The sequence below is a fragment of the Flavobacteriales bacterium genome (assembly GCA_016699575.1).
Classification (GTDB): domain Bacteria; phylum Bacteroidota; class Bacteroidia; order Flavobacteriales_F; family PHOS-HE28; genus PHOS-HE28.
The window spans coordinates 2,711,557-2,733,397 of the sequence record CP064979.1; the positions used below are offsets into that span (position 1 = coordinate 2,711,557).

General features: G+C 61.5%; 19 protein-coding genes and 1 riboswitch. Of the genes, 4 read left to right on the plus strand and 15 right to left on the minus strand.

Features of this window, described 5'->3' with window-relative positions:
- The first annotated feature begins 6 nt into the window (after positions 1 to 6).
- Positions 7 to 1,968 carry a tetratricopeptide repeat protein gene (locus IPJ76_11285; protein ID QQR85198.1) on the plus strand — a complete coding sequence of 654 codons (1,962 nt, stop codon included), beginning with the start codon at positions 7 to 9 and terminating at the stop codon, positions 1,966 to 1,968.
- Between the two features lie 9 nt (positions 1,969 to 1,977).
- On the opposite strand, the gene IPJ76_11290 is transcribed toward IPJ76_11285, so the two are convergent.
- From IPJ76_11290 to IPJ76_11310, 5 genes are all read right to left on the minus strand, one after another.
- Positions 1,978 to 3,312: a T9SS type A sorting domain-containing protein gene (locus IPJ76_11290; protein ID QQR85199.1), complete on the minus strand. Its 1,335-nt coding sequence runs from the start codon at positions 3,310 to 3,312 to the stop codon at positions 1,978 to 1,980.
- Between the two features lie 72 nt (positions 3,313 to 3,384).
- Positions 3,385 to 5,763 carry a TonB-dependent receptor gene (locus tag IPJ76_11295; GenBank protein ID QQR85200.1) on the minus strand — a complete coding sequence of 793 codons (2,379 nt, stop codon included), beginning with the start codon at positions 5,761 to 5,763 and terminating at the stop codon, positions 3,385 to 3,387.
- 54 nt (positions 5,764 to 5,817) lie between these two features.
- A riboswitch (TPP riboswitch) is annotated at positions 5,818 to 5,914 on the minus strand.
- A 71-nt stretch (positions 5,915 to 5,985) separates the two neighbouring features.
- Positions 5,986 to 6,507 (minus strand): hypothetical protein, encoded by a 522-nt coding sequence (locus IPJ76_11300; protein QQR85201.1) that lies wholly within the window; start codon positions 6,505 to 6,507, stop codon positions 5,986 to 5,988.
- Positions 6,508 to 6,553: 46 nt separating this feature from the next.
- Positions 6,554 to 7,861 (minus strand): UDP-N-acetylglucosamine 1-carboxyvinyltransferase, encoded by a 1,308-nt coding sequence (gene murA / locus IPJ76_11305; GenBank protein ID QQR85202.1) that lies wholly within the window; start codon positions 7,859 to 7,861, stop codon positions 6,554 to 6,556.
- Positions 7,862 to 8,008: 147 nt separating this feature from the next.
- Positions 8,009 to 8,689, minus strand: a complete 681-nt coding sequence (locus tag IPJ76_11310) for a DUF4290 domain-containing protein (GenBank protein ID QQR85203.1) — start codon at positions 8,687 to 8,689, stop codon at positions 8,009 to 8,011.
- 148 nt (positions 8,690 to 8,837) lie between these two features.
- Between IPJ76_11310 and IPJ76_11315 the strand changes: the two genes are divergently transcribed.
- Positions 8,838 to 10,103, plus strand: a complete 1,266-nt coding sequence (locus IPJ76_11315) for a glycoside hydrolase family 16 protein (protein ID QQR85204.1) — start codon at positions 8,838 to 8,840, stop codon at positions 10,101 to 10,103.
- 20 nt (positions 10,104 to 10,123) lie between these two features.
- Here the strand turns inward: IPJ76_11315 and gatA are convergent, their stop codons facing one another.
- From gatA to dut, 7 genes are all read right to left on the minus strand, one after another.
- Positions 10,124 to 11,536 (minus strand): Asp-tRNA(Asn)/Glu-tRNA(Gln) amidotransferase subunit GatA, encoded by a 1,413-nt coding sequence (gatA, locus tag IPJ76_11320; GenBank protein QQR85205.1) that lies wholly within the window; start codon positions 11,534 to 11,536, stop codon positions 10,124 to 10,126.
- A gap of 53 nt (positions 11,537 to 11,589) precedes the next feature.
- Complete coding sequence (tatA, locus tag IPJ76_11325) at positions 11,590 to 11,754, minus strand: twin-arginine translocase TatA/TatE family subunit (GenBank protein ID QQR85206.1); 165 nt, start codon at positions 11,752 to 11,754, stop codon at positions 11,590 to 11,592.
- Between the two features lie 85 nt (positions 11,755 to 11,839).
- Positions 11,840 to 13,084: a peptidoglycan DD-metalloendopeptidase family protein gene (locus IPJ76_11330; GenBank protein ID QQR85207.1), complete on the minus strand. Its 1,245-nt coding sequence runs from the start codon at positions 13,082 to 13,084 to the stop codon at positions 11,840 to 11,842.
- Positions 13,085 to 13,229: 145 nt separating this feature from the next.
- A complete protein-coding gene (locus tag IPJ76_11335; GenBank protein ID QQR85208.1) occupies positions 13,230 to 14,105 on the minus strand; it encodes a DUF4292 domain-containing protein in 876 nt (291 codons plus the stop codon).
- Between the two features lie 8 nt (positions 14,106 to 14,113).
- Positions 14,114 to 15,877, minus strand: coding sequence for a tetratricopeptide repeat protein (locus IPJ76_11340; protein QQR85209.1), 1,764 nt, complete (start codon positions 15,875 to 15,877; stop codon positions 14,114 to 14,116).
- A gap of 11 nt (positions 15,878 to 15,888) precedes the next feature.
- Complete coding sequence (locus IPJ76_11345) at positions 15,889 to 16,896, minus strand: nucleotidyltransferase (GenBank protein QQR85210.1); 1,008 nt, start codon at positions 16,894 to 16,896, stop codon at positions 15,889 to 15,891.
- 110 nt (positions 16,897 to 17,006) lie between these two features.
- Positions 17,007 to 17,462 carry a dUTP diphosphatase gene (gene dut, locus IPJ76_11350; protein QQR85211.1) on the minus strand — a complete coding sequence of 152 codons (456 nt, stop codon included), beginning with the start codon at positions 17,460 to 17,462 and terminating at the stop codon, positions 17,007 to 17,009.
- 37 nt (positions 17,463 to 17,499) lie between these two features.
- Here dut and IPJ76_11355 point away from each other — a divergent pair, with 37 nt between their 5' ends.
- Both IPJ76_11355 and IPJ76_11360 read left to right on the plus strand, forming a co-directional pair.
- Complete coding sequence (locus tag IPJ76_11355; GenBank protein ID QQR85212.1) at positions 17,500 to 17,814, plus strand: hypothetical protein; 315 nt, start codon at positions 17,500 to 17,502, stop codon at positions 17,812 to 17,814.
- A gap of 95 nt (positions 17,815 to 17,909) precedes the next feature.
- On the plus strand, positions 17,910 to 18,623 hold the full coding sequence (locus tag IPJ76_11360; protein QQR85213.1) for a hypothetical protein: 714 nt from the start codon (positions 17,910 to 17,912) through the stop codon (positions 18,621 to 18,623).
- A gap of 71 nt (positions 18,624 to 18,694) precedes the next feature.
- Here IPJ76_11360 and IPJ76_11365 read toward each other — a convergent pair whose 3' ends face one another.
- From IPJ76_11365 to IPJ76_11375, 3 genes are all read right to left on the minus strand, one after another.
- On the minus strand, positions 18,695 to 21,034 hold the full coding sequence (locus IPJ76_11365; protein QQR88447.1) for a UvrD-helicase domain-containing protein: 2,340 nt from the start codon (positions 21,032 to 21,034) through the stop codon (positions 18,695 to 18,697).
- Positions 21,035 to 21,185: 151 nt separating this feature from the next.
- Positions 21,186 to 21,662 carry a nucleotidyltransferase gene (locus IPJ76_11370; GenBank protein ID QQR85214.1) on the minus strand — a complete coding sequence of 159 codons (477 nt, stop codon included), beginning with the start codon at positions 21,660 to 21,662 and terminating at the stop codon, positions 21,186 to 21,188.
- The gene (locus tag IPJ76_11375; GenBank protein QQR85215.1) at positions 21,649 to 21,840 is read right to left on the minus strand and encodes a hypothetical protein; all 192 of its coding nucleotides are present in this window, start codon (positions 21,838 to 21,840) and stop codon (positions 21,649 to 21,651) included. Before IPJ76_11375 ends, IPJ76_11370 begins: the two co-directional genes overlap by 14 nt.
- Position 21,841 lies beyond the last annotated feature (1 nt).

Consider the following 21,841-nt stretch of genomic DNA (forward strand, 5'->3'; position numbering starts at 1 on the left):
GACATCATGGTGCGGCGCCTCCTTGCCGGATGTCTTGTGCTGAGCGGGATCACCAGCGGCTTTTCCCAGCCGGATTCGCTCTGGAAAGCCTGGAGCGACACTTCGCTGCCGGACAGCTTGCGCCTGCAAGCGATTCAAACGCTCGCATGGAAAGCCGTCTTCGAGCAGCCCGACAGCGGGATGAAGCTCGCGGACCTTCAACTGGCCTTCGCGCTAAAGGCAAAGGACGGTCGGGCGCGCTACGAAGCGTACACGACGCTGGCGGTGGGAAGTAGCATGAAGAGCGATAACCAGGCTTCGCTCGAATACCTGGAACAGTGCGTGGCCGTGGCGAAGGAGATCGGTGACCGCAAGCGGGAGGCGAACGCTTACCGCAACATGAGCAACGTGCACAAGAACACAGGCGACCTCCCACAGGCGTTGGCCATGTGCCAGAAGGCGCTCGTCATCAACGAGGAGCTCGGTAACAAAACGGGTTTGGCCGATACGTACAATACCATCGGCAACCTCTACACGGAGCAGGAGGAGAGCACCAAGGCGCTGGAGAACTACGAACGCAGCCGGGCGCTCTACGAGGAGATGCAAGACACGAAGGGCCGTGCACAAGCATTGCAGAACATCGGCGCAACGCACCTTGCCATGGGCGAGCGGCCCAAGGCCATTGAAGAGTTCCTGCAAAGCCTCGACCTGTACCGGACCATGGGCCGACGGCTGGAGAGCGGCATGGCCTTCAACAACCTCGGGCGTGCTTACACCGGGATGGAGCGCTATGCTGAGGCGCATGCGAGCCTCGATTCGGCACGGAGCATCTTCGGCACCATGGGCAACAAGCGCCTGCTGGCCCGCACCCACTACTACACCGGTGAGCTTTTGCGCGCGCAACAACTGCACCACGAAGCCGTGACGGCCTGCGAGGCCGGCCTTGCGCTGGCAAAGTCCTCCGACCTTCTGCAGCAGCAGAAGGAATGCAGTGAATGCTTGATGCTGGCCTACGAAGCGAGGGGCGACCTGGCCAACGCTTTCCGGGCGCAGAAGGTGTACATGACGGTAAGCGACTCGCTCGACCGCATGAACAACAACAAGGAGGTAATGCGTCTCGAACTACAGCACGCATTCCGCCAGCAGCAGACCGCGGACAGTTTGGAGCAGGCCCGTGCGCGTTACGAGCGCGACCTGGCATTCCAGCAAGAGCTTGCGGTCGAACGGGAACAACGCAACTGGATCCTTTTCTCCGGTATGGGCGTCCTGGTACTTGCCGGTGCGCTGTACGGTCGTCTTCGTTACATCCGCCGTTCGCGTGCTGCCATCCAACGCGAGAAGGACCGTAGCGACGATCTTCTGCACAACATCCTGCCGAAGGAAGTAGCCGCCGAGCTGAAGGACAAGGGCGCCGCGCAGGCGCGTGCATTCGACGAAGCCACGGTGCTGTTCACCGACTTCAAAGGATTCACGCAGCTATCGGAACAGCTTTCCGCAGCGGAGCTGGTGGCCGAGATCGATCACTGCTTCAAGGGCCTCGATGCCATCGTGGACCGCTATCGCATCGAAAAGATCAAGACGATCGGTGATGCCTACATGGCGGTGGCGGGTGTGCCTGATCCCACGCATGCGTCCGCGAAGGAAGCGGTGCTTGCAGCATTGGACATGCAGGCGTTCATCCAAGGGCGCTTTGCCGAGCGGAGCGCTAAAGGACTTCCGGCGTTCGAGATGCGTGTTGGCATCCATACGGGCCACGTGGTTGCCGGTATCGTGGGGTCGAAGAAGTGGCAGTACGACATCTGGGGCGATACCGTGAACACAGCGGCCCGGCTTGAAAGCAGCGGTGCGCCGGGCGAGGTGAACATCAGTGCGGCCACGTTCGAGCGGGTGAAGGACCTCCCGGGACTTCATTTCGAAGCGCGCGGTCGCGTGGGCGCCAAGAACAAAGGCGAACTGGAGATGTTCTTCGTGCGACGCGTTCCGGCCTAGGGGTGCAGCTCAGCGCACCACCATGCGCGCGTTCCTCGTGCCGAGCGGGGTGTGCAATTGCACCGCATAGACCCCATCGGAAATTGGTTGGCCGAAACGAACGTCCAGCGTTTGCTCACCCTCGCTGAGGTTCAGAATGCCGTCGTACACCAGTCGGCCCGACAGATCGAACACCAACAGGCGCGCTGTTCCTTGCTCATCGATCACGGCATCCACCGTGATGTTCACTCCCGCGCCATCGTTGGGGACCGGGAAGAGCGTCAAAGAAGCGTCGGCTTGTGCGTCTTCCGCTTCAACCGAGCGCACCATGGCTTGCACGCCGTTGCGCGTGCGCACACTGCATACAGGACCGTACGGGCACCACGTTGCACCATTGTCAAAGCTCGCCCTCACTTGCACGTCGTAGTAGCGGCCCGGCTTCAGCGGGTTGGTGGCCCATTTGGTGATCGGCAACGCGTTCGTGGGTTTGGCTATGGCACGCGCGTAGGTGCCGCGCGTGAAGAGCCATTGGTAACGGTTTGCACCGGGTACTTGGGTTGCGTGGAGCGTGCTGCCTCCGCTCAGCCAAATGTCCGCACCACAGCTGGTTTCGGGGGCGTCACTTGCGGTCAGTTGGGTCAGGGCACAGGCATCGATGCCGGTCTTCAGGCCTTCACGCGCTTGGCTCGTCAGATCTGCGCCATCGATCTCCACCAGCGTTGCGCCCAAGCTGCTCACGCGGGCATAGCCGGGGCTGCGCGAACCGGCGCTCATGCCATCGCCGCCGCTGTCCATCAGTTCGAAGGTGTAGCAATCCGAAGGCGACAGAACGAGCGTCGCCTGTTGCATCCCGTTCGGTTCCGTGTAAGGTCCGCCTTGCACCACCACGGCGCCGAGCTCATTGCGGATCATCCACGTGGTTTCGTCCGGGTTGTCGTCGGTCTTCACTTCCACGTTCACGCCATAGCTGCTGCCCGGTGCCGGTTCGGCTACCAGGGTCTTGCTCAGGATGTTCCCGTTGGCGTCCTCGTCCGCATTGCCGTTCACGCTGATGATGCGCAGCTCAATGACATCGCCCGGTGCTGCTGGAACTGGTGGGAACGACGGCGTACGCGACTCGCCCGTGGCCGCCGGAACACCAAGGATCCAGTTGAACGAGTTGTCCATCACGCCGTTCTTCCATGTTTCCACCACGCAAGTGCTCATGGTGGTAGTGCCCACGTTCTTGATCCGCGCTGCAGGACCCGCGCTTCCGGCGCAAGCGTGTTCAAGGCCGGTGTAGGCTTCGATGCGTGCGTCGTAGTTGGTCTGGGCAAAGGCTGCCGTGGTCAGCAGCGCAAGCGTGTAGGTGGGCAGGATCCGCATGGTCGTTCAGTTGGCTCTGCCAAAAGAAACGCTCCGCGCGATCAGCTGCAATGGAACCTTTGTTACCCCTGCTCAGAACCGCACCGTCACCCCGCCCAGCACGTTCAGCGGTGCCTGCGGGAAGAGCCCCACCATCTCTTGCCGACGACTTTCGGAGTAGTAGGAATACACCCAGCCGTTGCTCTCGTATTCCTCGCTGAAGAGGTTGCGCACGGTGAGGTTGATGTCGATGCCGTCCACCGGCCCGACGCCCGCAACGGTGATGTTGAGGCGGGCGTCGTTCACCAAGTAGGCATCCAGCGAACGTTCGACGCTGCCCGTGTTGTCGAGGAACTGCTGCCCCACGTATTTCGCGGCCCACGTCAGGTCCACGCGCCCGCCGCGTTGCGAGCGCCAGAGCGTGGCCGTGAGTTCGCCGCCCGCAATGGCGTTCGGTGAGAACGCGAGGTCCGTTTCCCCTTGCTCCACGCGCACCTGCCCGCCGTTGTCCCAGTCGTCCACGTATTCCGTGAAGTCGCGCACGCGGTTGCGGCTGAGGGTGGCGTTGGCGCTGAGCAAGAGACGTGGGTGCAGCCGTGCCGTGCACATCAGTTCGACCCCCGCGCGATAACTGCTGGTCACGTTGGTGCGCAAAGCGGCACCCACATCGTTCAGTTCACCGGTGAGGACGAGCTGATCCTTGTAGTTCATGTAGTAGCCGTTGATGCCGACCGTAAGGCGGGTGCTGCGCAATTCGTAACCGGCTTCGATATCCTGCATCTGTTCCGGTCGCGGGCGGCTTTGCGGACTGGTCTCGGTAAGGTCGTCGCGGTTAGGCTCGCGGTTCGCCACGGCGAATGAGGCGTACAACCGGTCGTTCTTGCGCACGCGAACGTTCACTCCGGCCTTGGGATTGAAGAAGGTGAAGGCCGCCTGCTGCGTCACGTTGCGCAGCTCGTTGTCGTAACCCAAGAAGTCGTGGTTCACGCTGCGCACCTGTGCATCAGCATGCAGATCGATGCGCGGATGAAGGGTCCACGTCGCTTTCAGGAAGGCGTTCATGTCGGTCTTCACGGCATCGTTGAAGTAGTAACGGTCGCGGATGCCGCCTTCACCGGCATAGCGCGCCCAGATCACCTCGCCGAAGTGATCGCCTTCGTACTTGCTGTAGCTGCCGCCGAGCACCAAGCGCAGGTTGTCCATGCGCTGTTCGTAGCTCGCGTTCAACCCGGTGATGACATTGTCGAGCCAACGCCTTCGGATGATGTCGCTCGTTGTGATGGTGTCGCCGCCCGCGATCACCGGGGCGATGCCGTAGTTGGCCAGGTCATCGTCTTCCCTGAACTGCTCGTAGAAGCCTTTGCCCAAAGTCCGGAACAAGGTGATGTTGAGCGCGCCCTTCGCGCCCACCTCTTGATCGAACAACAACTGGTAATAGGTCTGCCGGTAGTCGTCCACCTCGTTGTCGTAAGTGTAGGGATTGAACGTGCGGTTGGTGTCGATCACCTCTCGTGGCACGCCGCCCCATGCCTGGTAGGTCACTTCCTTTCCGCTGAAGGTGATGAACCGCAAGGACCGTGACTTGCCGAGCCAAGCGCCTTGCAGGAAATAGCTGTTCAGGTCTGCGGAAGCGCGGTCGATGTAGCCGTCGCTGTGCATCGTGCTCAGGCGTCCATCAAGACTGAGGCCTTTGTGCACGCCAGTGCCGAAACGGGCTGCATACCGTTGCGTGTTGAACGATCCGCCGCTGACGCTCACCGCGCCGAACGCACTGTCGCTCACCGTTGTGGTCCGCACGTTCACGCTGGCACCAAAAGCACCTGGGCCGTTCGTGCTGCTGCCCACGCCGCGCTGCACCTCGATGTCCTGGGTGCTGGTCGCCAGATCGGGCATGTCCACCCAGTACATGCCTTGGCTCTCGGCGTCGTTGATGGGCACACCGTTCACCGTGACGTTGATGCGCGTGGCATCGCTGCCACGGATGCGTAGGCCGGTGTAGCCGAAGCCAGTGCCCGCATCGGTGGTGGTGACCACACTGGGCAAATGATCCAGCAGCAAAGGCATGTCCACGCCCGTGTTGGTCCTTTGAAGTCGTTCCGCATCCACCGTGTTCTTCACGAAGGGTGTGCGATCGCCAGCGCGCAACGCACGCACCTCGGCTTGCGGGAGCAAATAGGAGAGCGGGCGCAGCGAGAAGTTCACCGTTGCATTTCCTGTTGACCCCACCACGACCGTCGTGTCCACTGGAACGAAACCGAAGTAGGACGCGCTCATCGCAACCCTGCCCTGCTTCAGCACGCCGCTTGTGAACGCCCCATCGCGGTTGGTGAGCAGCACAGTGCCGTCGATGCTGACCAACGCACCTTCAAGCGCTTCGCCCTCGCCGCTTTTGATCGTGCCTGTGATCCTCGTTTGTGCCCCTGCGAGAACTGGCACGGCCAAGGCCATCGCCAACACAACTGACTTCCGCATGTGTACTTCCGTTTTCCTCCTTCCGCCGCACGCAGGGGCCGCGCGCGCCGGTGATCGTGTTCCGATCCCGTGTCCCTTGGCGGCATTACCCGCCCAGGTTCAATGGGTATGATCTCAGCCCCGACGGATCGGGACACCCCAGTGTGAAACCGGGGCGAAGGTAATCGCGATGATGAGGTGCGCCACCGGATCACGAAGACGCGAAGAAGGCCAAGGCCGTGCTTAGCCAATTTTCTTGCACTGCCTAACGTCCACGATCATACTGTAGATCGACGCGGCATCTTGCACAACATCGAACGCGGGCGGGCCTGCGTTGTTCCGGCCAAAACCTATGCGGGAAAAGGGCATTGCTGGCGCAGGTCCCAACAGCACCGTCCCCCATCCTCCATGCTGTGTTTCAACCGAGACGTTCGTAACGGAATGAAGATCCACTGAACGATCGATGCGCCTTGGTGCCGTGGCGGTGATGATCGCGCGCTGATCGGTCAGCGTATACCAAGTATGGCGGCGCTGATAGCTCTCAACAAGAAAGCGCCCGAATACGAAGTACATGCCGATACCGACGAAAGCGAGCCCGAAGATCTTCATGATGAACGGGGCGCTTGTGGCGATCACCGAGACGGTCCAGAAGACTGCGAACCCGCACCATAGTAGGCTGAACGGGATCAAGAAGAGGTCGTGGGTCCGTACGCGAAGCCCTTGCTTCGGTTGACCCTGCCACAGGATACGCTCCTCTGCGTTCAATGCTATGACAGGTGGGATTCTCATTGTTCCAAGCCAGGTCTGGCGATCAATCCACTACGGAGATGTTGGCACCGATGGCGTTCAAGCGGCCTTCGATGTTCTGGTACCCGCGGCGGATCTGTTCGATGTTGTCGATGGTGCTGGTGCCATCGGCGCTCATCGCGGCAATGAGCAGCGATACGCCCGCGCGGATGTCAGGACTCGTCATGCGGATAGCGCGCAAGGGTTTCTCGAAATCCTTGCCGATCACCAGTGCGCGGTGTGGATCGCACAATGTGATCTGCGCTCCCATTTCAATGAGCTTGTCCGTGAAGAACAGGCGGCTCTCGAACATCTTCTGATGGATGAGCACATGGCCGCTCGCTTGTGTGGCCGTAACCAGCACGATGCTGAGCAGGTCCGGGGTGAAGCCCGGCCAGGGATGGTCGCTCACCACGCGGTTGCTGCCGTCGAGGAAAGGCTCGATGGTGTAGTGCTCTTGCGCAGGAACGTGGATGTCGTCGCCACGGCGTTCCACGGCAATGCCCAATTTGCGGAACACGTCCGGGATCACGCCGAGATGCTCGTAGCCGGTGTCCTTGATGGTGATCTCGCTGCGCGTCATGGCGGCCAGGCCGATGAAGGAGCCGATCTCGATCATGTCCGGTAGCATGCGGTGCTCGGTGCCGCTGAGTTCCTTCACGCCATCGATGTGCAGGAGGTTGCTACCGATGCCGCCGATCTTGGCACCCATGCGCACCAGCATGTTGCACAACTGCTGTAAGTACGGCTCGCACGCCGCGTTGAAGATGGTGGTGCGTCCTTCCGCCATCACGGCAGCCATCACGATGTTCGCTGTGCCGGTCACGCTGGCTTCGTCGAGGAGCATGTAGCAGCCGGTCAACTTCTTGGTTTCGGCGCGATAGAACCCATCTGTCTCGTCGTACTTGATGCTGGCACCCAATCGCTCGAAACCCGTGAAGTGCGTGTCCATGCGGCGGCGGCCGATCTTGTCGCCACCCGGACTGGGGATGTAACCACGACCGAAGCGCGCAAGCATAGGTCCGGCCACCATCACGCTGCCGCGCAAGCTGCCGCCCATGCGTTTGTACTCGGGGTCGAGGAAGAACTCCGGGTTCACGCTCTTGGCTTGGAAGCGGAAGGAACCTTCGCCGAGCTTCTCCACGCTCACGCCCATGGCTTTCAGCAGGTCGATGAGCTTGTTCACGTCCACGATGTCCGGCACGTTGTGGATCACCATCGGCTCGGACGTGAGCAACACGGCGCAGAGGATCTGCAGTGCCTCGTTCTTGGCGCCTTGCGGAACGAGTTCTCCCTTCAGCCTGCGGCCGCCTTCGATCTTGAAGCTCTTCATGGTTGCGAAGCAACAACGCCGTTGGAGCGCCATTCCGTCTTGAGAGCGCTACCTACTAACAGACGCCACCGCAAAACGCGCCGGAGATGCTCACGCGACCGCCTTGCCTTGACGGTTGGGGCTTGAGACTTGGGTCTTGAAGTTTACCTAGTAACGGTTCTTCCGCTTGTTCCGGTAGCGCTTCTTGCCACCACCGCCGCGCCGCTGCGGCTGCTCCACGTTGCGTGGGCCGCTTTGTTGCATTCGGGCAATGTCCTGTGCGCTCACCAGCTGCGCTTCAGGTGCCAGGCGCAGCTTGCCTCCGCTCAGTTCGTGCAGGTCCTTGATGATGGTGCCGTCGCCGATGCTGTCGCGGTTCCACACCACGAACTGCTTCTTCATCACGTTGGCGATGAGCTGTGTGAAGTAGTCCTTGGCCGCACCGGCTTCCATGGCCGTGCACTTCTCGATGAAGCGCTCCACCATCTTGCCGTAGTGGCCGTACTTCACGCTGGTCTTCGGGTAAGGCACGGGAGCAGGCTTGCTCTCCAGGCTCTCGGGCGTGGGCTTCGGGAAGGGGCCGTCCACATCGAGCAGGAAGTTGCTCATGATGTAGAGGTGGTCCCACAGCGTGCGGTCGCCGTCCTCGCCGTTGCGCAGTTGCGGGTTCAGCCTGCCGATCACATGGATGATGGCGTGCGCAAGGCGCGTGCGTTCGGCGCGGTCCTCCACGGTGAGGCAATGCTCCACCATGCGCTGCACGTGGCGGCCGTATTCAGGGATGAGGAGTTGTGGGCGCTGCGTGTTGTAGTCGAACGGCAGCAGTTGTTCAGTGGGCTTCGGCGGCATGGTAAGAAGTGCGAGGAAGTGCTGGCATCGGCCTGCACGCACCGCACCGGGCGGCGTTCATCGGCGCCCAAATGTAGGCTGTGAACGCGGCCGACAGCACTAGGACAAGTCAGGGGCGAATGGCACTTTCGCTGCGACCATCGTCCCCATGCGTTGCCCGCTCCTGTTCCCGCCCCTAGTGCTCGCCTCCATCGCCACGGCCCAACAGCCCGGCCACTGGTGGTGGTTCTATTCCGATTCGCTGCAGCAATACCACTACGAAACCGGCGACGAGTTCAACGGCCGCGCGCTGGACCGCAAGTTCTGGATGACCAGCGGTGAGGGACGGCGGAACCACCACGGCAAGCACATGCTGGAGTACAACTCCGATGGCAAGAACGCCTTGCTCGGTGATGGCACGCTACGGATCCAGCTGCGCAGGGAGGAGGTGACGGCGCGCGGAGTGGAGTACGAAGCCGACACGGCCCGACTGGGCGATGGCGGCCCCAACCTGCGCACTTGGAACTACACAAGCACGCTGCTGGTCAGCAATCAGCATTTCCAGTACGGTGTGTTCGAGGCACGGATCAAACTGCCCACTGGCAAGGGGGCGTGGCCGTCGTTCTGGCTGTACGGCGGCAATCCGAACGAAGAGATCGATATCCTGGAAGGCAAGGGCGAGCGCCTCGACCAGTTCCATGTGGACGTTCATTGCCCGGGCGATGCTTGCGATAACTACCGGAACCCCATCGGTGCGTTCGGGCGTTGGCTCGGCATTAATTGGAAGGGTTTCGGGCATTGGAAAACGGCCAATGGGGATCTCACGGCGGCGTTCAACGACTACGTGGGAGAGTGGACGCCGGGTGCGCTCCGCTTCTACCTCAACGGCGAACAGTGCGCTGAATGGAACGGTGGATTGCACGTGCCGGAACGTTTGATCCTGCAGAACGCCTTGGCCAACACATGTAAGGGCTGCCCGTTCGGCCCGGGACCCGACGACACGACCACCTTCGGCGAAATGGTGGTGGACCACGTGCGCGTCTGGAAGCTGATGCACCCCGGCGATCCTGCGCTCACCATCATCAGTGGCGATGGTGTGCCCCGCGACCTCACTGTCGAAGTGAGCATGCGCTATGCAGAAGCTCCAGCGACACTGGAACCGAAGGGCGGCAAGCGGGGCAAGGTTCGCGATGTGTTCAGGGTGAAGACGCTGCACGACGGCGCCAAGCGCATCGTCATACTTGAAGTGACGGGTGAGATCCCCAAGGAAGCCTACATCGATCTCCAAGATCCTGAAGGTGCAACGCTGTTGAAGCGCCGAACCTTGCAACGCGGCATCTACACGTTCACGTTCGCTCCGGGCGCGGGCAACATCGTTGATGTGCTCGTCGGTGATCGCGAACGCTCCGCGGTCGAGCGGGTGGTGCTCAACTAATGCAACCCATCGGCTGGTCGTCAGAACAAATGCTTGGCCGCGCCGAGGAGCAGCTCCTCATCGAACGGTTTGGCCATCAGCTGCAAGCCGATCGGCAGTCCATTGCTGTGCGTTGCCGTAGGCAGGCTGATCGCCGGTGTGCCCGCTAAGTTCGCCTGCACGGTGAAGATGTCCTGCAGGTACATGGCAATGGGATCATTGCTCAGGGCACCTTGGTCGAACGCGGTGATCGGTGTGGTGGGCATCAGCACCAGATCAACGTCGCTGAAGAGGCGCAGCGTGTTGTCGCGTATGAGCCGGCGCACGCGCATGGCCTTGGCGTAGTAGGCATCGTAGTAGCCCGCGCTCAGCACGAAAGTGCCCAGCAGGATGCGGCGTTTCACTTCAGGACCGAAGCCTTCGGTGCGACTGAGCTTGTAGGTCTCGTCCACACCAACAGCTTGCTTGCTGCGGTGGCCGTAGCGGATGCCGTCGAAGCGCGCCAGGTTGCTGCTCGCCTCGGCCGTGGCAAGGATGTAGTAGGCTGGTACCAGATGGTCGAGCATCGGCAGTTCGGCGGGCACGAGCGTGTGGCCATCGGCCTTCAAGCGGTCGATGGTCTCCTGCAGGTGCTTCACCACTTCCGGGTCCATGCCGGCCCGTTCCAGACCTTCACGGTAGTAGGCGATGCGCAGTTTGCCGGGATGCTTCAACCCAAGCGCGTTGTGGGGCTTGCGCGATGATGTACTGTCGCGCTCGTCGGCCCCGGCGATGGCGCTGTAGATCGCAGCAGCGTCGTCCACCGTGTGCGCGAACGGACCGATCTGGTCGAACGACGAGGCGAAAGCGATGAGGCCGTAGCGGCTCACACGGCCGTAGGTCGGCTTGAAGCCGACCGTGCCCGTGAAGGCGGCAGGTTGACGGATGCTACCTCCCGTGTCGCTGCCGAGTGCCACGTGGCAGATACCCGAAGCCACGCTCACGGCCGCGCCGCCACTGCTTCCGCCGGGCACCTTCTTCGTGTCAAGCGGGTGGTTCACGTTACCGTAGGCGCTGTTCTCGTTGCTGCTGCCCATGGCGAACTCGTCGCAGTTCGTACGGCCTATCACCACGGCATCGGCTGCCAGCAGGCGCTCAACCACCGTGGCGCTGTACGGGCTTACGAAGCCTTCGAGGATCTTCGATGATGCACCGGCCTTGTGGCCCTTGTAGCAGATGTTGTCCTTCAGGCTCACCGTCATGCCCGCCAATGGACCAGCGTTGCCGGCCTTGCGCTTGGCGTCCACTTCAGCGGCTTTGCGCAGTGCGCTTTCGGGGAAGAGTTCGCGGAAGGCGTTGAGGCCGGACTTCGCTGATGCTGCATCGAGCGATGCTTGCACGATGTCGTGGACGGAAACACCGGAGGCGATGGCCTCGCGGGCCTCGGCATGGGTGCGCGGATGAACGATGCTCATTGGGAATGGCGCCGACGGTGCGGTAGGGCGCGGTGGAAGCTCCTGCTGCCGTTCTACTTCACTTCTTCCTTGCCGCCGTCCTCGCCCTTGCTGGCATCCTTGAAGTCCTTGATGCCTTTGCCCAAGCCCTTCATCAGATCGGGTATGCGCTTGGCGCCGAAGAGGATGATGATGATCAGCGCAATGACGAGGATCTCCTTGAAACCGATACCGCCCATGGTGGTGTGCTTCGGGGCGAATGTTGACCGCCGTTCAGCGCGGCGAAGGTAGGCCGATCGGCGGCGGCATTTTCCCGCGACTTTCTCAGCGGAACAGCCAAGGAGCCGGATCCACCTTCACGAGGCCTTCGGGTGTGATCTTCCAGATCTCGATGTGCGCCACGCTCCGGCCGTCCTCCGTCAGCACGACACCCACATTGTCCTTTGTTTCCAGCTTCTGGCCCTTGGTCACGTTGGTGTCCCGAAGGTTGCTGTACACCGTGCGGTAGGCGCCATGGTTGAGCACCACGGCCTTGCCTGCGCCGGGGATGACGATGATGCTGCTGACCTCGCCCTTGAAAATGGCCCGCACCGTACTGCCCTTCTCGGTGCACACATCGATGCCGTTGTTCTCGATCACAATGCCTTTCAGGACCGGATGTGGTTGCTTTCCGAAGCCACTGCAGATGACGCCCTTCTCCACCGGCCACGGCAGTTTGCCGCGGTTCTTCTCGAAGTCGGCACCGAGCAGTTTGGCTTCCGGGGTCAGGGTATATGTGGTCTTCGTTGTTCCGGTGCTCGAGCCCTTGCCTTTGTCCTTGGTCGCACCGCTGCTCTTCGCCAGCTCTTCCTCGATGATCCTCTTGATCTTGCTGGCCAGTTCCAGACGCTGCTTCTCCTGCTTGCGCATCTGGTCCTTCAAGCGGCCCTCCTCTTTCTTCAACCCGGCCAGCGCGCTTTGCTGCTCGCTTTTGTCGGCGGTGAGCTTCTTCTTTTCGGCCAGCTCGGCGCCTAGCAGATCGGCCTTCTTCTGTTTCTGTCCTTTGAGCGCATCCACTTTGGTGGCCAGCGAGGCCTGGGTGGCGGTGATGAGCTTGGCTTGGTTGGCGCGTTGTTCGGCCATCAGGTTCAGATAACGGCTACGGCGGAAGGCCTGCGCGAAGTTTTCCGCAGCGAACAAGTAGCTGAGCCGGTCCATGGCGTTGCGGTTGCGGTAGGCGAAGAGCACCATGCGCGAGTAGTCCTCTTTCAACTGCACCATGTCGCGTTCCAATGATCGGATCACCGCTTCATCGTCGCGGATCTGTTCTTCCACCTTGCTCAGTTCGCCGTTCATGGTGGCGATGAGTTCATTGCGTTGGCCTATCTGCGCTTCAAGCAGTTGCAGTTGTTCCTGTGTGAGGCGTTGCTCTTTTCTGGCTTGGTCGATCAGCGATGTGGTGGTCTTGATCTGCTTGTCCAGCGCGTCGCGCTTTTTCTCCAGGTCTTTCTTGCTCTGGGCCGTGGAGGCCAATGGCAGAAGCAGGAGCAGGAGGATGGGGATCGCACGAACGCTGCTTCGGAGCGTCATCGCGAGCGAGGCTTTGCGAGCGAAGCGATCCAGCGGTGAGGGCTCGGCGTAGGCTGGATCGCTTCGGCCCGGACTGCTTCGTCGCAAAGCCTTCTCGCAGTGACGGGCCTCGCGATGACGAGGGCCCACAGGATCAGCGGAGAACTCACTCCATCGGAACGAACTTCTCGGGGATGCTGAAACTGATGTTGGGCGGGTCGCCAAGGCGGATCTTGCTGAGGGCAAGTGTACCGCGCACCCTGCGGCCCGGTTCGGCCAGGGAGAGTTCGATCTGAACAGGCAGGTGGTGACCATCGGGGCTCCGCTCCAGATAACGCACGTCGGCCTGCTGGTCGCGTGCGAGGTCGGTCACTTGTACGCGTGTCACGAAGAAGCTGTCCGGATCGAGCCAGTACCGGAAAACGATGGCACCTTTCTCATCGGCCTTTTCCAGTGTTCGTTCCATGCGGCGCTCGCTGATGTCGCGGTCGCGCCGGGCTGTGGAGTCCGGTGTTTCCGTGATGTCCTCCGCTGCACGGCGGAAGCGGCGCTTTTCCTTGCTGGTGAGCACGTACTGCCCGTCCTCGCGGTCGGACTTGTACTTCTCTTTCGGGTCGAAGCCGATGGGGATGCCGAGCAGGGCTTGCTGGAGCAGTTGCAGGTCGGGCTGCAGGCCGAACCGCGCTTTCGCCTGTGCGCTGTTGCCGACGAAGTACGTGTCGTGCAAGCGGTCCAGCATTTTCACGCTGTCCTTGGTGAGCACCACGCGGGCGGCTTCGATCCCCAGCACAGCCGTGATGGATGTCCAAAGTGCGCTGTCGGTCACCGAGCGCACTTGGGCGTTGAAGCTCTGGTCGCTGGAGTCCGTTGCGATCGTCACGTCCGCTTTCGCGCTGTACCACCTTACGTCCGGCCGGTTCGCCACCACCTTTTCCACGAGCTTGTCGGCGCCGCGCGGCGGGAGCTCGCGGTTCACGATGCGGATGGGCGTCTTGCAGGCCGCAACGAGCAGGAGCAGTATGATCGGCAGTGTCCGGCGCACGCCCGAAGTTATTCCGGCAAACGTCCTTCGCTCACTTTGCGACCTAGTTCATCGCTGGCGCCGGTCAATCCTTGCGCCTTCTTCCATTGGTCCAACGCGGCCATGGGCTCGCCGAGCTTGAAGAGAATGTCTCCGTAGTGCTCCACCACGGTGCCGTCGGCCGCGCCGCCATTGGCCAGCGCCTTCTCGATCCACACCTTGGCATCGGCGTAGCGCTTCATCTGGAAGAGGATCCACGCGTAGGTGTCCTCGTAGCTGGCCTGGCCGGGTTGCAGCTCGTTGCTGCGCTTGCTCATGCGCTCCGCCTTTTCCAAGTTCTCGTTGCGGACGCTCAGGTAGTAGGCCCAGTTGTTCAGCGCGTTCGCGTTGTCGGGCTCCAACTTCAGTGCTTGCTCGAAGGCTTCGTCGCTCTGGGGATAACGCTTGGCATCGTTATGTGCTTCACCGATGGTGCTCCAGAACTGCGCCAGCGTGGTGTTATCGTCCACCACCAGATCACGGCCGGTGATGAGCGTCTCCACGGCTTCGTCGCTGCGCTTCAGGTTGTTCAGGGCCAGCCCGTCGATCAGGTAGAACCAAGGCACCGTCGGGAAGAGTTCGATGGCTTTGGCGGCGTCGTCGTGCGTGCCGGGGTAGTCGCGCAGTTGGAAGTCGAGCTGCACCAGTTGCTGCCAGATGGGGAATTTGTCGTGCTCGTGCTTCACGGCCTCGCGGAACTGGTCACGGGCATCGCCCAGCCGGCCATCGCGGAGGTAGAAGTCGCCGCGGATGGTGTTGGGCTTGCCGCTTTCGGGGTGCGTGCGCTGCAGTACGTCTATAAGGTCGTAGGCTTTCTTGAGCATGGCATCCTGCTCGGGGTTGCCGCTGCCCATGGCTCGCGTGTTCTCGTAAAAGCCGAGCAGCACGCCCATCTTCGGATCGATCTCCAGGTCCGCATCGCCGAACACGAGGGCAAGCTGTTCGTAAGCCTTCTCGAATTCGTTGGCAGCGGTGTAGTGCTCGGCCAAGGCCAGGCGGGCCATACTGTTGCTGGGGTCCAGCTCCAACACTTTGTTGTAGTGCACCAATGCACCGGCATTGTCGCCGGTCTGCTCCAACAGTTCCCCGAGCATGCCATGGTACTGCGCGTTCTGTGGGTCCTTGGCGATCTGCTTTTCCAACAAGGCCTTGGCCTCGGCAGTGCGACCGCTTTGCGCCAGCATGCCGTATTCCTCCATCACCAGTTCCTCGCTCGCACCGATGCGCTTCTCCAGATCACGGAAGACCTGTTGCGCTTCTTCCACCTTGCCCAAGTAGGCGAGGGTGTGCGCCAGGTCCATCCATGTCTCGTGGTTCTCGGGCCACTTCTGCGTGATGGTGCGGTACACCTTGGCAGCTTCGGCCGGTTGGTTGGTCTGTTGGTAGAGGTCGGCCAGCAGGAACTGGTACCACCGGTTCTCCTTGTCCAAGGTGGCGGCCTTCTTCGCCAGGTCAAGGGCACGGTCAGGTTGCTGCGCGGCGTGGTAGAGCTTGCTCAGCTCGAACATGGCCGCATGGTTCTGCGGGTCTTTGCGCAGGCACTCCTCGAACAGCTTGGCGGCGCTGGGCAGGTCGCCGATGAGGCGCGCCCGCGTGGCGGCCATGAAGACCTTGGTCACCTCTTCGTTGGCGGTGCCGGCGCTGGCGTTGTCAGCCACTTCCGTCGGGTGGTCGCCTTTCACCACCGCGGTGCTCTTGGTGCCGCCACAAGCGACCAGCAGGGCAAGGCCCAGGAACAAGAGCACGTTCTTCATGGGTACAAAGATCAGCCGATCGTGCTGTCGTCGCCGATGCTGAGCTCCATGGCGCGACCGGTCACCTTGGCCCGCGCGCCGATGATGCTCTTGGCGATGACGGCATCGGTGATGACAGCGCTTTCACCCACCTGCGTATTGCGCAGCACGCTGCCAACAACTGTTACGCCCTTGCCCAGCGATACGTCAGGCCCGATGATGCAGTCCGTGAGCACGGCGCCGTCAGCGATGGAGCAGGGCGCGATGATCATGGCGTTCTTCAGCGTGATGTTCTTGCTAACGAGCGACGGGTCGTCCTTCAGGAAGCCAAGCACCTTGGCATTAGTGTCCAAGGTGGCGTCCTTGTTGCCGCAGTCCATCCACACGTCAACGCTGCCGCTCTTGAAGCGCGCACCCTTGCGCTTCATGTTCTCCATGGCGTTGGTCAGCTGGTATTCGCCCTTCTCCTTGATGTCGTTGTCCAGCAGGTACTGCATCTCCTTGCGCAGGTACTCGCCGTCGGCGAAGTAGTAGATGCCGATGATGGCCAGGTCGCTCACGAAGGTCTGTGGCTTCTCCACGAACTCGGTGATGATGCCGTTGGCGTCGAGCTTCACCACGCCGAAGGGTTTCGGGTCTTCCACCTTGTTCACCCAGATGACACCATCGCAATCCTTGTCGAGCTTCAGCTTGGCGCGGAAGAGCGTGTCGGCGAAGGCCACGATGATGCGGCCGTTGAGCGCGGGCTCGGCGCACAGAATGGCGTGCGCGGTGCCGAGCGCTTCTTTCTGGTAGTGGATGCTGCCCTTGCTGCCGATGGCCTTGGCGATGGCCAGCAGTTCGTCCTCCACCTTCTTCCCGAACGATGGATGGATGATGTAGGCCACTTCTTCAATGGGCTCTCCGGCCACGGCGGCCAGGTCTTCCACAAGGCGCTGGACGATGGGCTTGCCGGCGATGGGCAGCAGTGGTTTGGCGGTGGTGTGCGTGTGCGGGCGCATGCGCTTGCCCATGCCCGCCATCGGAACGATGATCTTCATGTTCTCAATTTCAAACCGCAAAGACGCAAAGAGCGCAACGACCCTCCATTGCTGGGACTTTCCGGGCGCGCTTTGCGTCTTTGCGGTTCATTCTTCGGCCGCGAAGGTGCCTATTTCCGACCAGTGTGCCCGAAGCCGCCCGCGCCACGTTCTGACGTGCTCAGGTCAACAACTTCCTCAAAGGCCACCTGCTCGTAGCGGGCCACCACCAGCTGGGCAATGCGCTCGCCGTCCTTCACCTCGAAGGGGGCCGCACCGTGGTTGATGAGCAGCACGCCCACCTCGCCGCGGTAGTCGGCGTCGATGGTGCCCGGCGCATTGAGCACCGTAACGCCATGCTTGAAGGCCAAGCCGCTCCGGGGGCGCACCTGTGCTTCGGTCCCGGCCGGCAATTCAAGGTAGAGCCCGGTGGGGATCAGTGCGCGCTCGCCCGGTGCCAGGGTGATGGTGGCCTCCAGGTTGGCGCGCACGTCAACACCAGCGCTCTGTGGTGTGGCGTAATCGGGAAGCGGGTGCTTACTCTTGTTGACAAGGCGCACAGCAGTGCGTTGGGCTGTAGTGGTCATGATTTGGAAACAGGGCAAAGGAACATTCGCGGGGCTCATGGGAGCGCTGCTTCTGTTCTTGCTCCCCTCCTGCACTAAAGACTATCCCACCGACATCCCCGATTGGGTCGAAGACCGCATCCGCAAGTGCAAGCAGCCCTTCACCGATTGCCGCGGCTTGAAGGTGTTGGAGTATAGCGGGCTTGGCCAGCGCTGGTTCTACTTCAGGGAGGCCAGCGGCAACGATGAGCTGTTCACCGAGGGGGCAAGCTCGGTTTGTTCAGGTAACGACCTGTTCGTGTGGGAGGCCCAGTGCACGGTCGTTCCGCTCGATTCCCTGCATCCGGTGCGGACCATTTGGGTTGAGGATTGACCGAACCAGGACACGGACCTTGTTGAACAAAACAAAGTTGTTGGTTGGACGGATCAATGCTGTGACTACCTTCGGACTGCCCAAGAACCAGAACCATGAAGAAGTTCAACTTGTCCTGTCTCAGCGGGATCCTTTCCACGACGGCCGGTGTGCTGTTCACCACTGGAGCCTTTTCACAGGAGATCGCCAAGACCGGGTCAATGGCCGTGCCGATGCCGCTGAACCTGGAGCACGCGGGCGACGCGATCCACAACTACTCCCTCGGCGCCGGTCTGCGCTATACGTTCAAGAGCGAAGGCAACTTCACAGTGGCCTTCGGTGCGCTGCACGAGTGGCGCAATACGCGCTTGGATTACGGCCCGGTCAATGGCCGGAACTTGTACGCCGACCTGAGCCGACGCGCCTTCCAGTTCCAAGTGCTGGGCATCTACAAGCTCGGTGAATGCAAGAGCACCTGCGGTGGTGAGTTCAGCGCACTGCTCGGTGCCGATATGTCGCTTCCGTACAGCAAGGATGCACAGTACACTGCCAGCTCCGCGAACGAAACCTCCCACATGGTGCGCATCGACAACCGCACCGGTTACGGTTTGCGCGCCGGTCTGATGATGAAGAAATCGATGTGTGCGCACCTGGGCTTCTTCATCTCGCCTGAGATCGGTTACCGCCTGGTGCTCGACCACCCGGACTACGCCACGCTGCTCGACCTGCCCGCGCAGGACAGCAACCTGAGCGACCGCGTATCAATGGGCATGCAGATGGGCATCTACCTGAAACTCGACAAGAGCATGTGCCCGATGAAGAAGGGGTAAGCTGAAAGAACGCGAACAGAGCGGGCCATCGAGAAGTCGATGGCCCGCTTTGCTTTTCAAGATGCCATAGCTTACACCACCTTCAACTTCGCGAACCGCAACAGCAACTGCTTCTGTCCCGCGCTCGGGAAGAAGATGGTCGCCTTGAGGTCGGGGTGGCGGCCTTCGATGCTGAGCACTTTGCCTTTGCCGAACCGTTCGTGCTCCACTTGTGCGCCCACTTCCAATCCGTCCACGGTGGTGAAACCTTCGGCAGCCGGCGTCTTGTCGGCGTCCACGCGCTTCAGGCCGCGTTTGGCCACCATGGCGGGCGTGGGCGTGCTGGGCTGCGGTGGTGCGACAGGTCGTGATGGCGCCGGTGTGCGTGCTGGGCGTTCGTCGTGCTGGAACCCCGCGCTACGACCGAAGGCACCGGTGCGGCTGGCCCAAGGCGGCGTGCGCTCGGTGCTGAAGGAGCGCTCGCTGAAGTTGGGCAGCTTCAGGTACTTGGCGTCGATCTCCTCAATGAAGCGGCTCGGCTCTGCGGCGGTGAGGTTGCCCCAGCGGTAGCGGCTAACGGCATAGCTGAGCGTGGCGCGCGTGCGTGCTCGCGTGAGCGCCACATAGAACAGACGGCGCTCTTCCTCCAGCTCCTGCCGGCTGCTCATGCTCATTTGGTTCGGGAAGAGTTCTTCCTCCAGACCCACCACATAGACGTAAGGGAACTCCAGGCCTTTCGCGCTGTGGATCGTCATCAGGCTCACGCGGTCGTTGTCGTTCGGGTCGTCGGTCTTGTCGGCATCGGTGAGCAAGGCGACGTCGATGAGGAAGTCGGGCAGCGTGCGTGGCACATCGGCGTCTTCATTGGCGTCACTGAACTCCTTGATACCGTTCAGCAATTCCTGGATGTTCTCGTAGCGGCTGATCCCTTCCGGCGTGCGGTCAGCATAGAACTCCTTCAGCATGCCACTGGTGCGCGCAATGTGTTCCGCCAAGGCATAAGCGCTGTGACTTTCCAGCATCGTGCGGAAGCTCTGGATCATCGTCACGAAGTCGCCCAGCGCTTTGCGTGTGCCGCCGTGGATGCCGGTGGCGCCTTGCGATAGCATGCCGCCATCGCCGCGCTCCGGGAAGGCGGTGAGCAGGTCCCAGATGCTGCACTTCGCTTCGCTGCTCTGCACCACCAATTTCTCGATGGTGGTCTGGCCGATGCCGCGCACGGGGTAGTTGATGATGCGCTTCAGCGCCTCTTCGTCCTGCGGATTGCAGGTGAGCCGGAAGTACGCCAGCAGGTCCTTGATCTCCTTGCGCTGGTAGAAGCTGAGGCCGCCGTAGATGCGGTAGGGGATGTTGAGCTTGCGCAGCCCTTCCTCCATACTGCGGCTCTGTGCGTTGGTGCGGTACAGGATGGCGAAGCTGCGGTTGGGCAGCTGCTTCTGCATCTTGTGCTCGAAGATGTCGTGCGCCACGAAGCTGCCTTCCTCGTTGTCGCTGGGCGCGCGGTGCACGTGGATCAGGTCGCCCTGCTCGTTCTGCGTCCAGATGGTTTTCTTGATCTGCTCCTTGTTGTGGTCGATGAGGCTGTTGGCCGCGCCCACGATGGTGCCGGTGCTGCGGTAGTTCTGCTCGAGCTTGAAGAGCTGGTGGTCCGGGTAGTCCTTCCGGAAGTTGAGGATGTTCTGGATGTTGGCGCCGCGGAACGCGTAGATGCTCTGGCTGTCGTCGCCCACCACGGTGATGTTCTCGTGGCGCGCGGCGAGCGTCTTCACGATGTTGTACTGCACCAGGTTGGTGTCCTGGTACTCGTCCACCAGGATGTACTGGAAACGCTGCTGGTACTTGAGCATCGCTTCCGGGTGGTCGCGGAAGAGCAGTGCCGTGTTGTAGAGCAGGTCGTCGAAATCCATGGCGCCTGCGCGGAAGCATCGCTCGGCGTAGGTGCGATAGATCGCGGCCATCTGCGGCCGGCCCGTGCTCGTGTCCTGGGTGATCAGCTCGGCATCGTTGGCGTATTCCACCGGGCCGATGAGGTTGTTCTTGCAGATGCTGATGCGGCCGTGCACCTGGCTGGGCTTGTACATCTTGTCGTCCAGCTGCATCTCCTTCACGATGCTCCTGATCAAGCTGCGACTGTCGTCGGTGTCGTAGATGGTGAAGTTGCTCGGGTAGCCGAGCTTTTCCGCTTCGCTGCGGAGGATGCGGGCGAACACGCTGTGGAAGGTGCCCATCCACAGGTTGCGCGCTTCGGTGTTGAGGCCGGGCACATCGGCAAGCAGGTGTGCGATGCGCTCCTTCATTTCGCGCGCCGCCTTGTTGGTGAAGGTGAGTGCCAGGATGCGGAAGGGATCCACTTCCTTGGCCGCCATAAGGTGCGCAATGCGTACGGTGAGGACCTTCGTTTTGCCGGAGCCCGCACCCGCGATCACCATCATGGGGCCCTCGGTGGCCGATGCGGCGTTGTACTGGGCTTCGTTGAGGCCCTTCAGATAGCTGGTCACGGCGCCGAAAATACCCCTCGCCCGCGCTCGGGATGACGGCCGAAGGGGTGGGTCAGTGAGGGTTTTGCACGATCGGGCAAGAAGGCTACGGACCAGGAGCCCCGCGTTTTCGAACGAGCTCCTGAACGTCGAGCAGGTCTTTCGGTCGGGCCGCCCGAAGCTTGCTGTTCACGAGATCGGGGTAGCTGATGACCCGGTATCGCACAACGGGCAGATCAGCGAGTTCGCCCAGTTCGCCGCGTTCCCAGGCCTCATCGAAAGAGCAACCCGGGTCGAACCGTGTGATCAGCTCAAGTGTCAGGTCCGGAGAGAGCTTGATCGAGACGTTCTGGTCCGCCGAGCGCACTGCATCGGGCCAGCGATCAACTTCATAGCCACACGCCGTCAAGGCTTGGCGCAACCGTTCCAGGTTTTCCGGTGAGTGGTCGATCCATAAGTCCACATCGGCGGACAAGCGCTGGTATCCGTGGAAGTTCACGGCGCCACCGCCCACGAGAAGGAACCGGACCCCGTGCTTTTCAGCAGCGGAAAGGAACTCCCGCAATTGCTCACCGAACAGCATCCGCCTGCTTGGTAATGACGAAATTGCCTTGGTCGTCCTTTCGCGCAGGTGCACCGAACCCGCTGCCCAGACACCGGATGAACCAATCGAACCGCTGGGACGGTGTCAGCGCCATGAACCGCTCCTCGCGTTCCTTGTTGCTTTCCTCCTTCTTGGTGAAGGTGATCCGCTTGTCCATC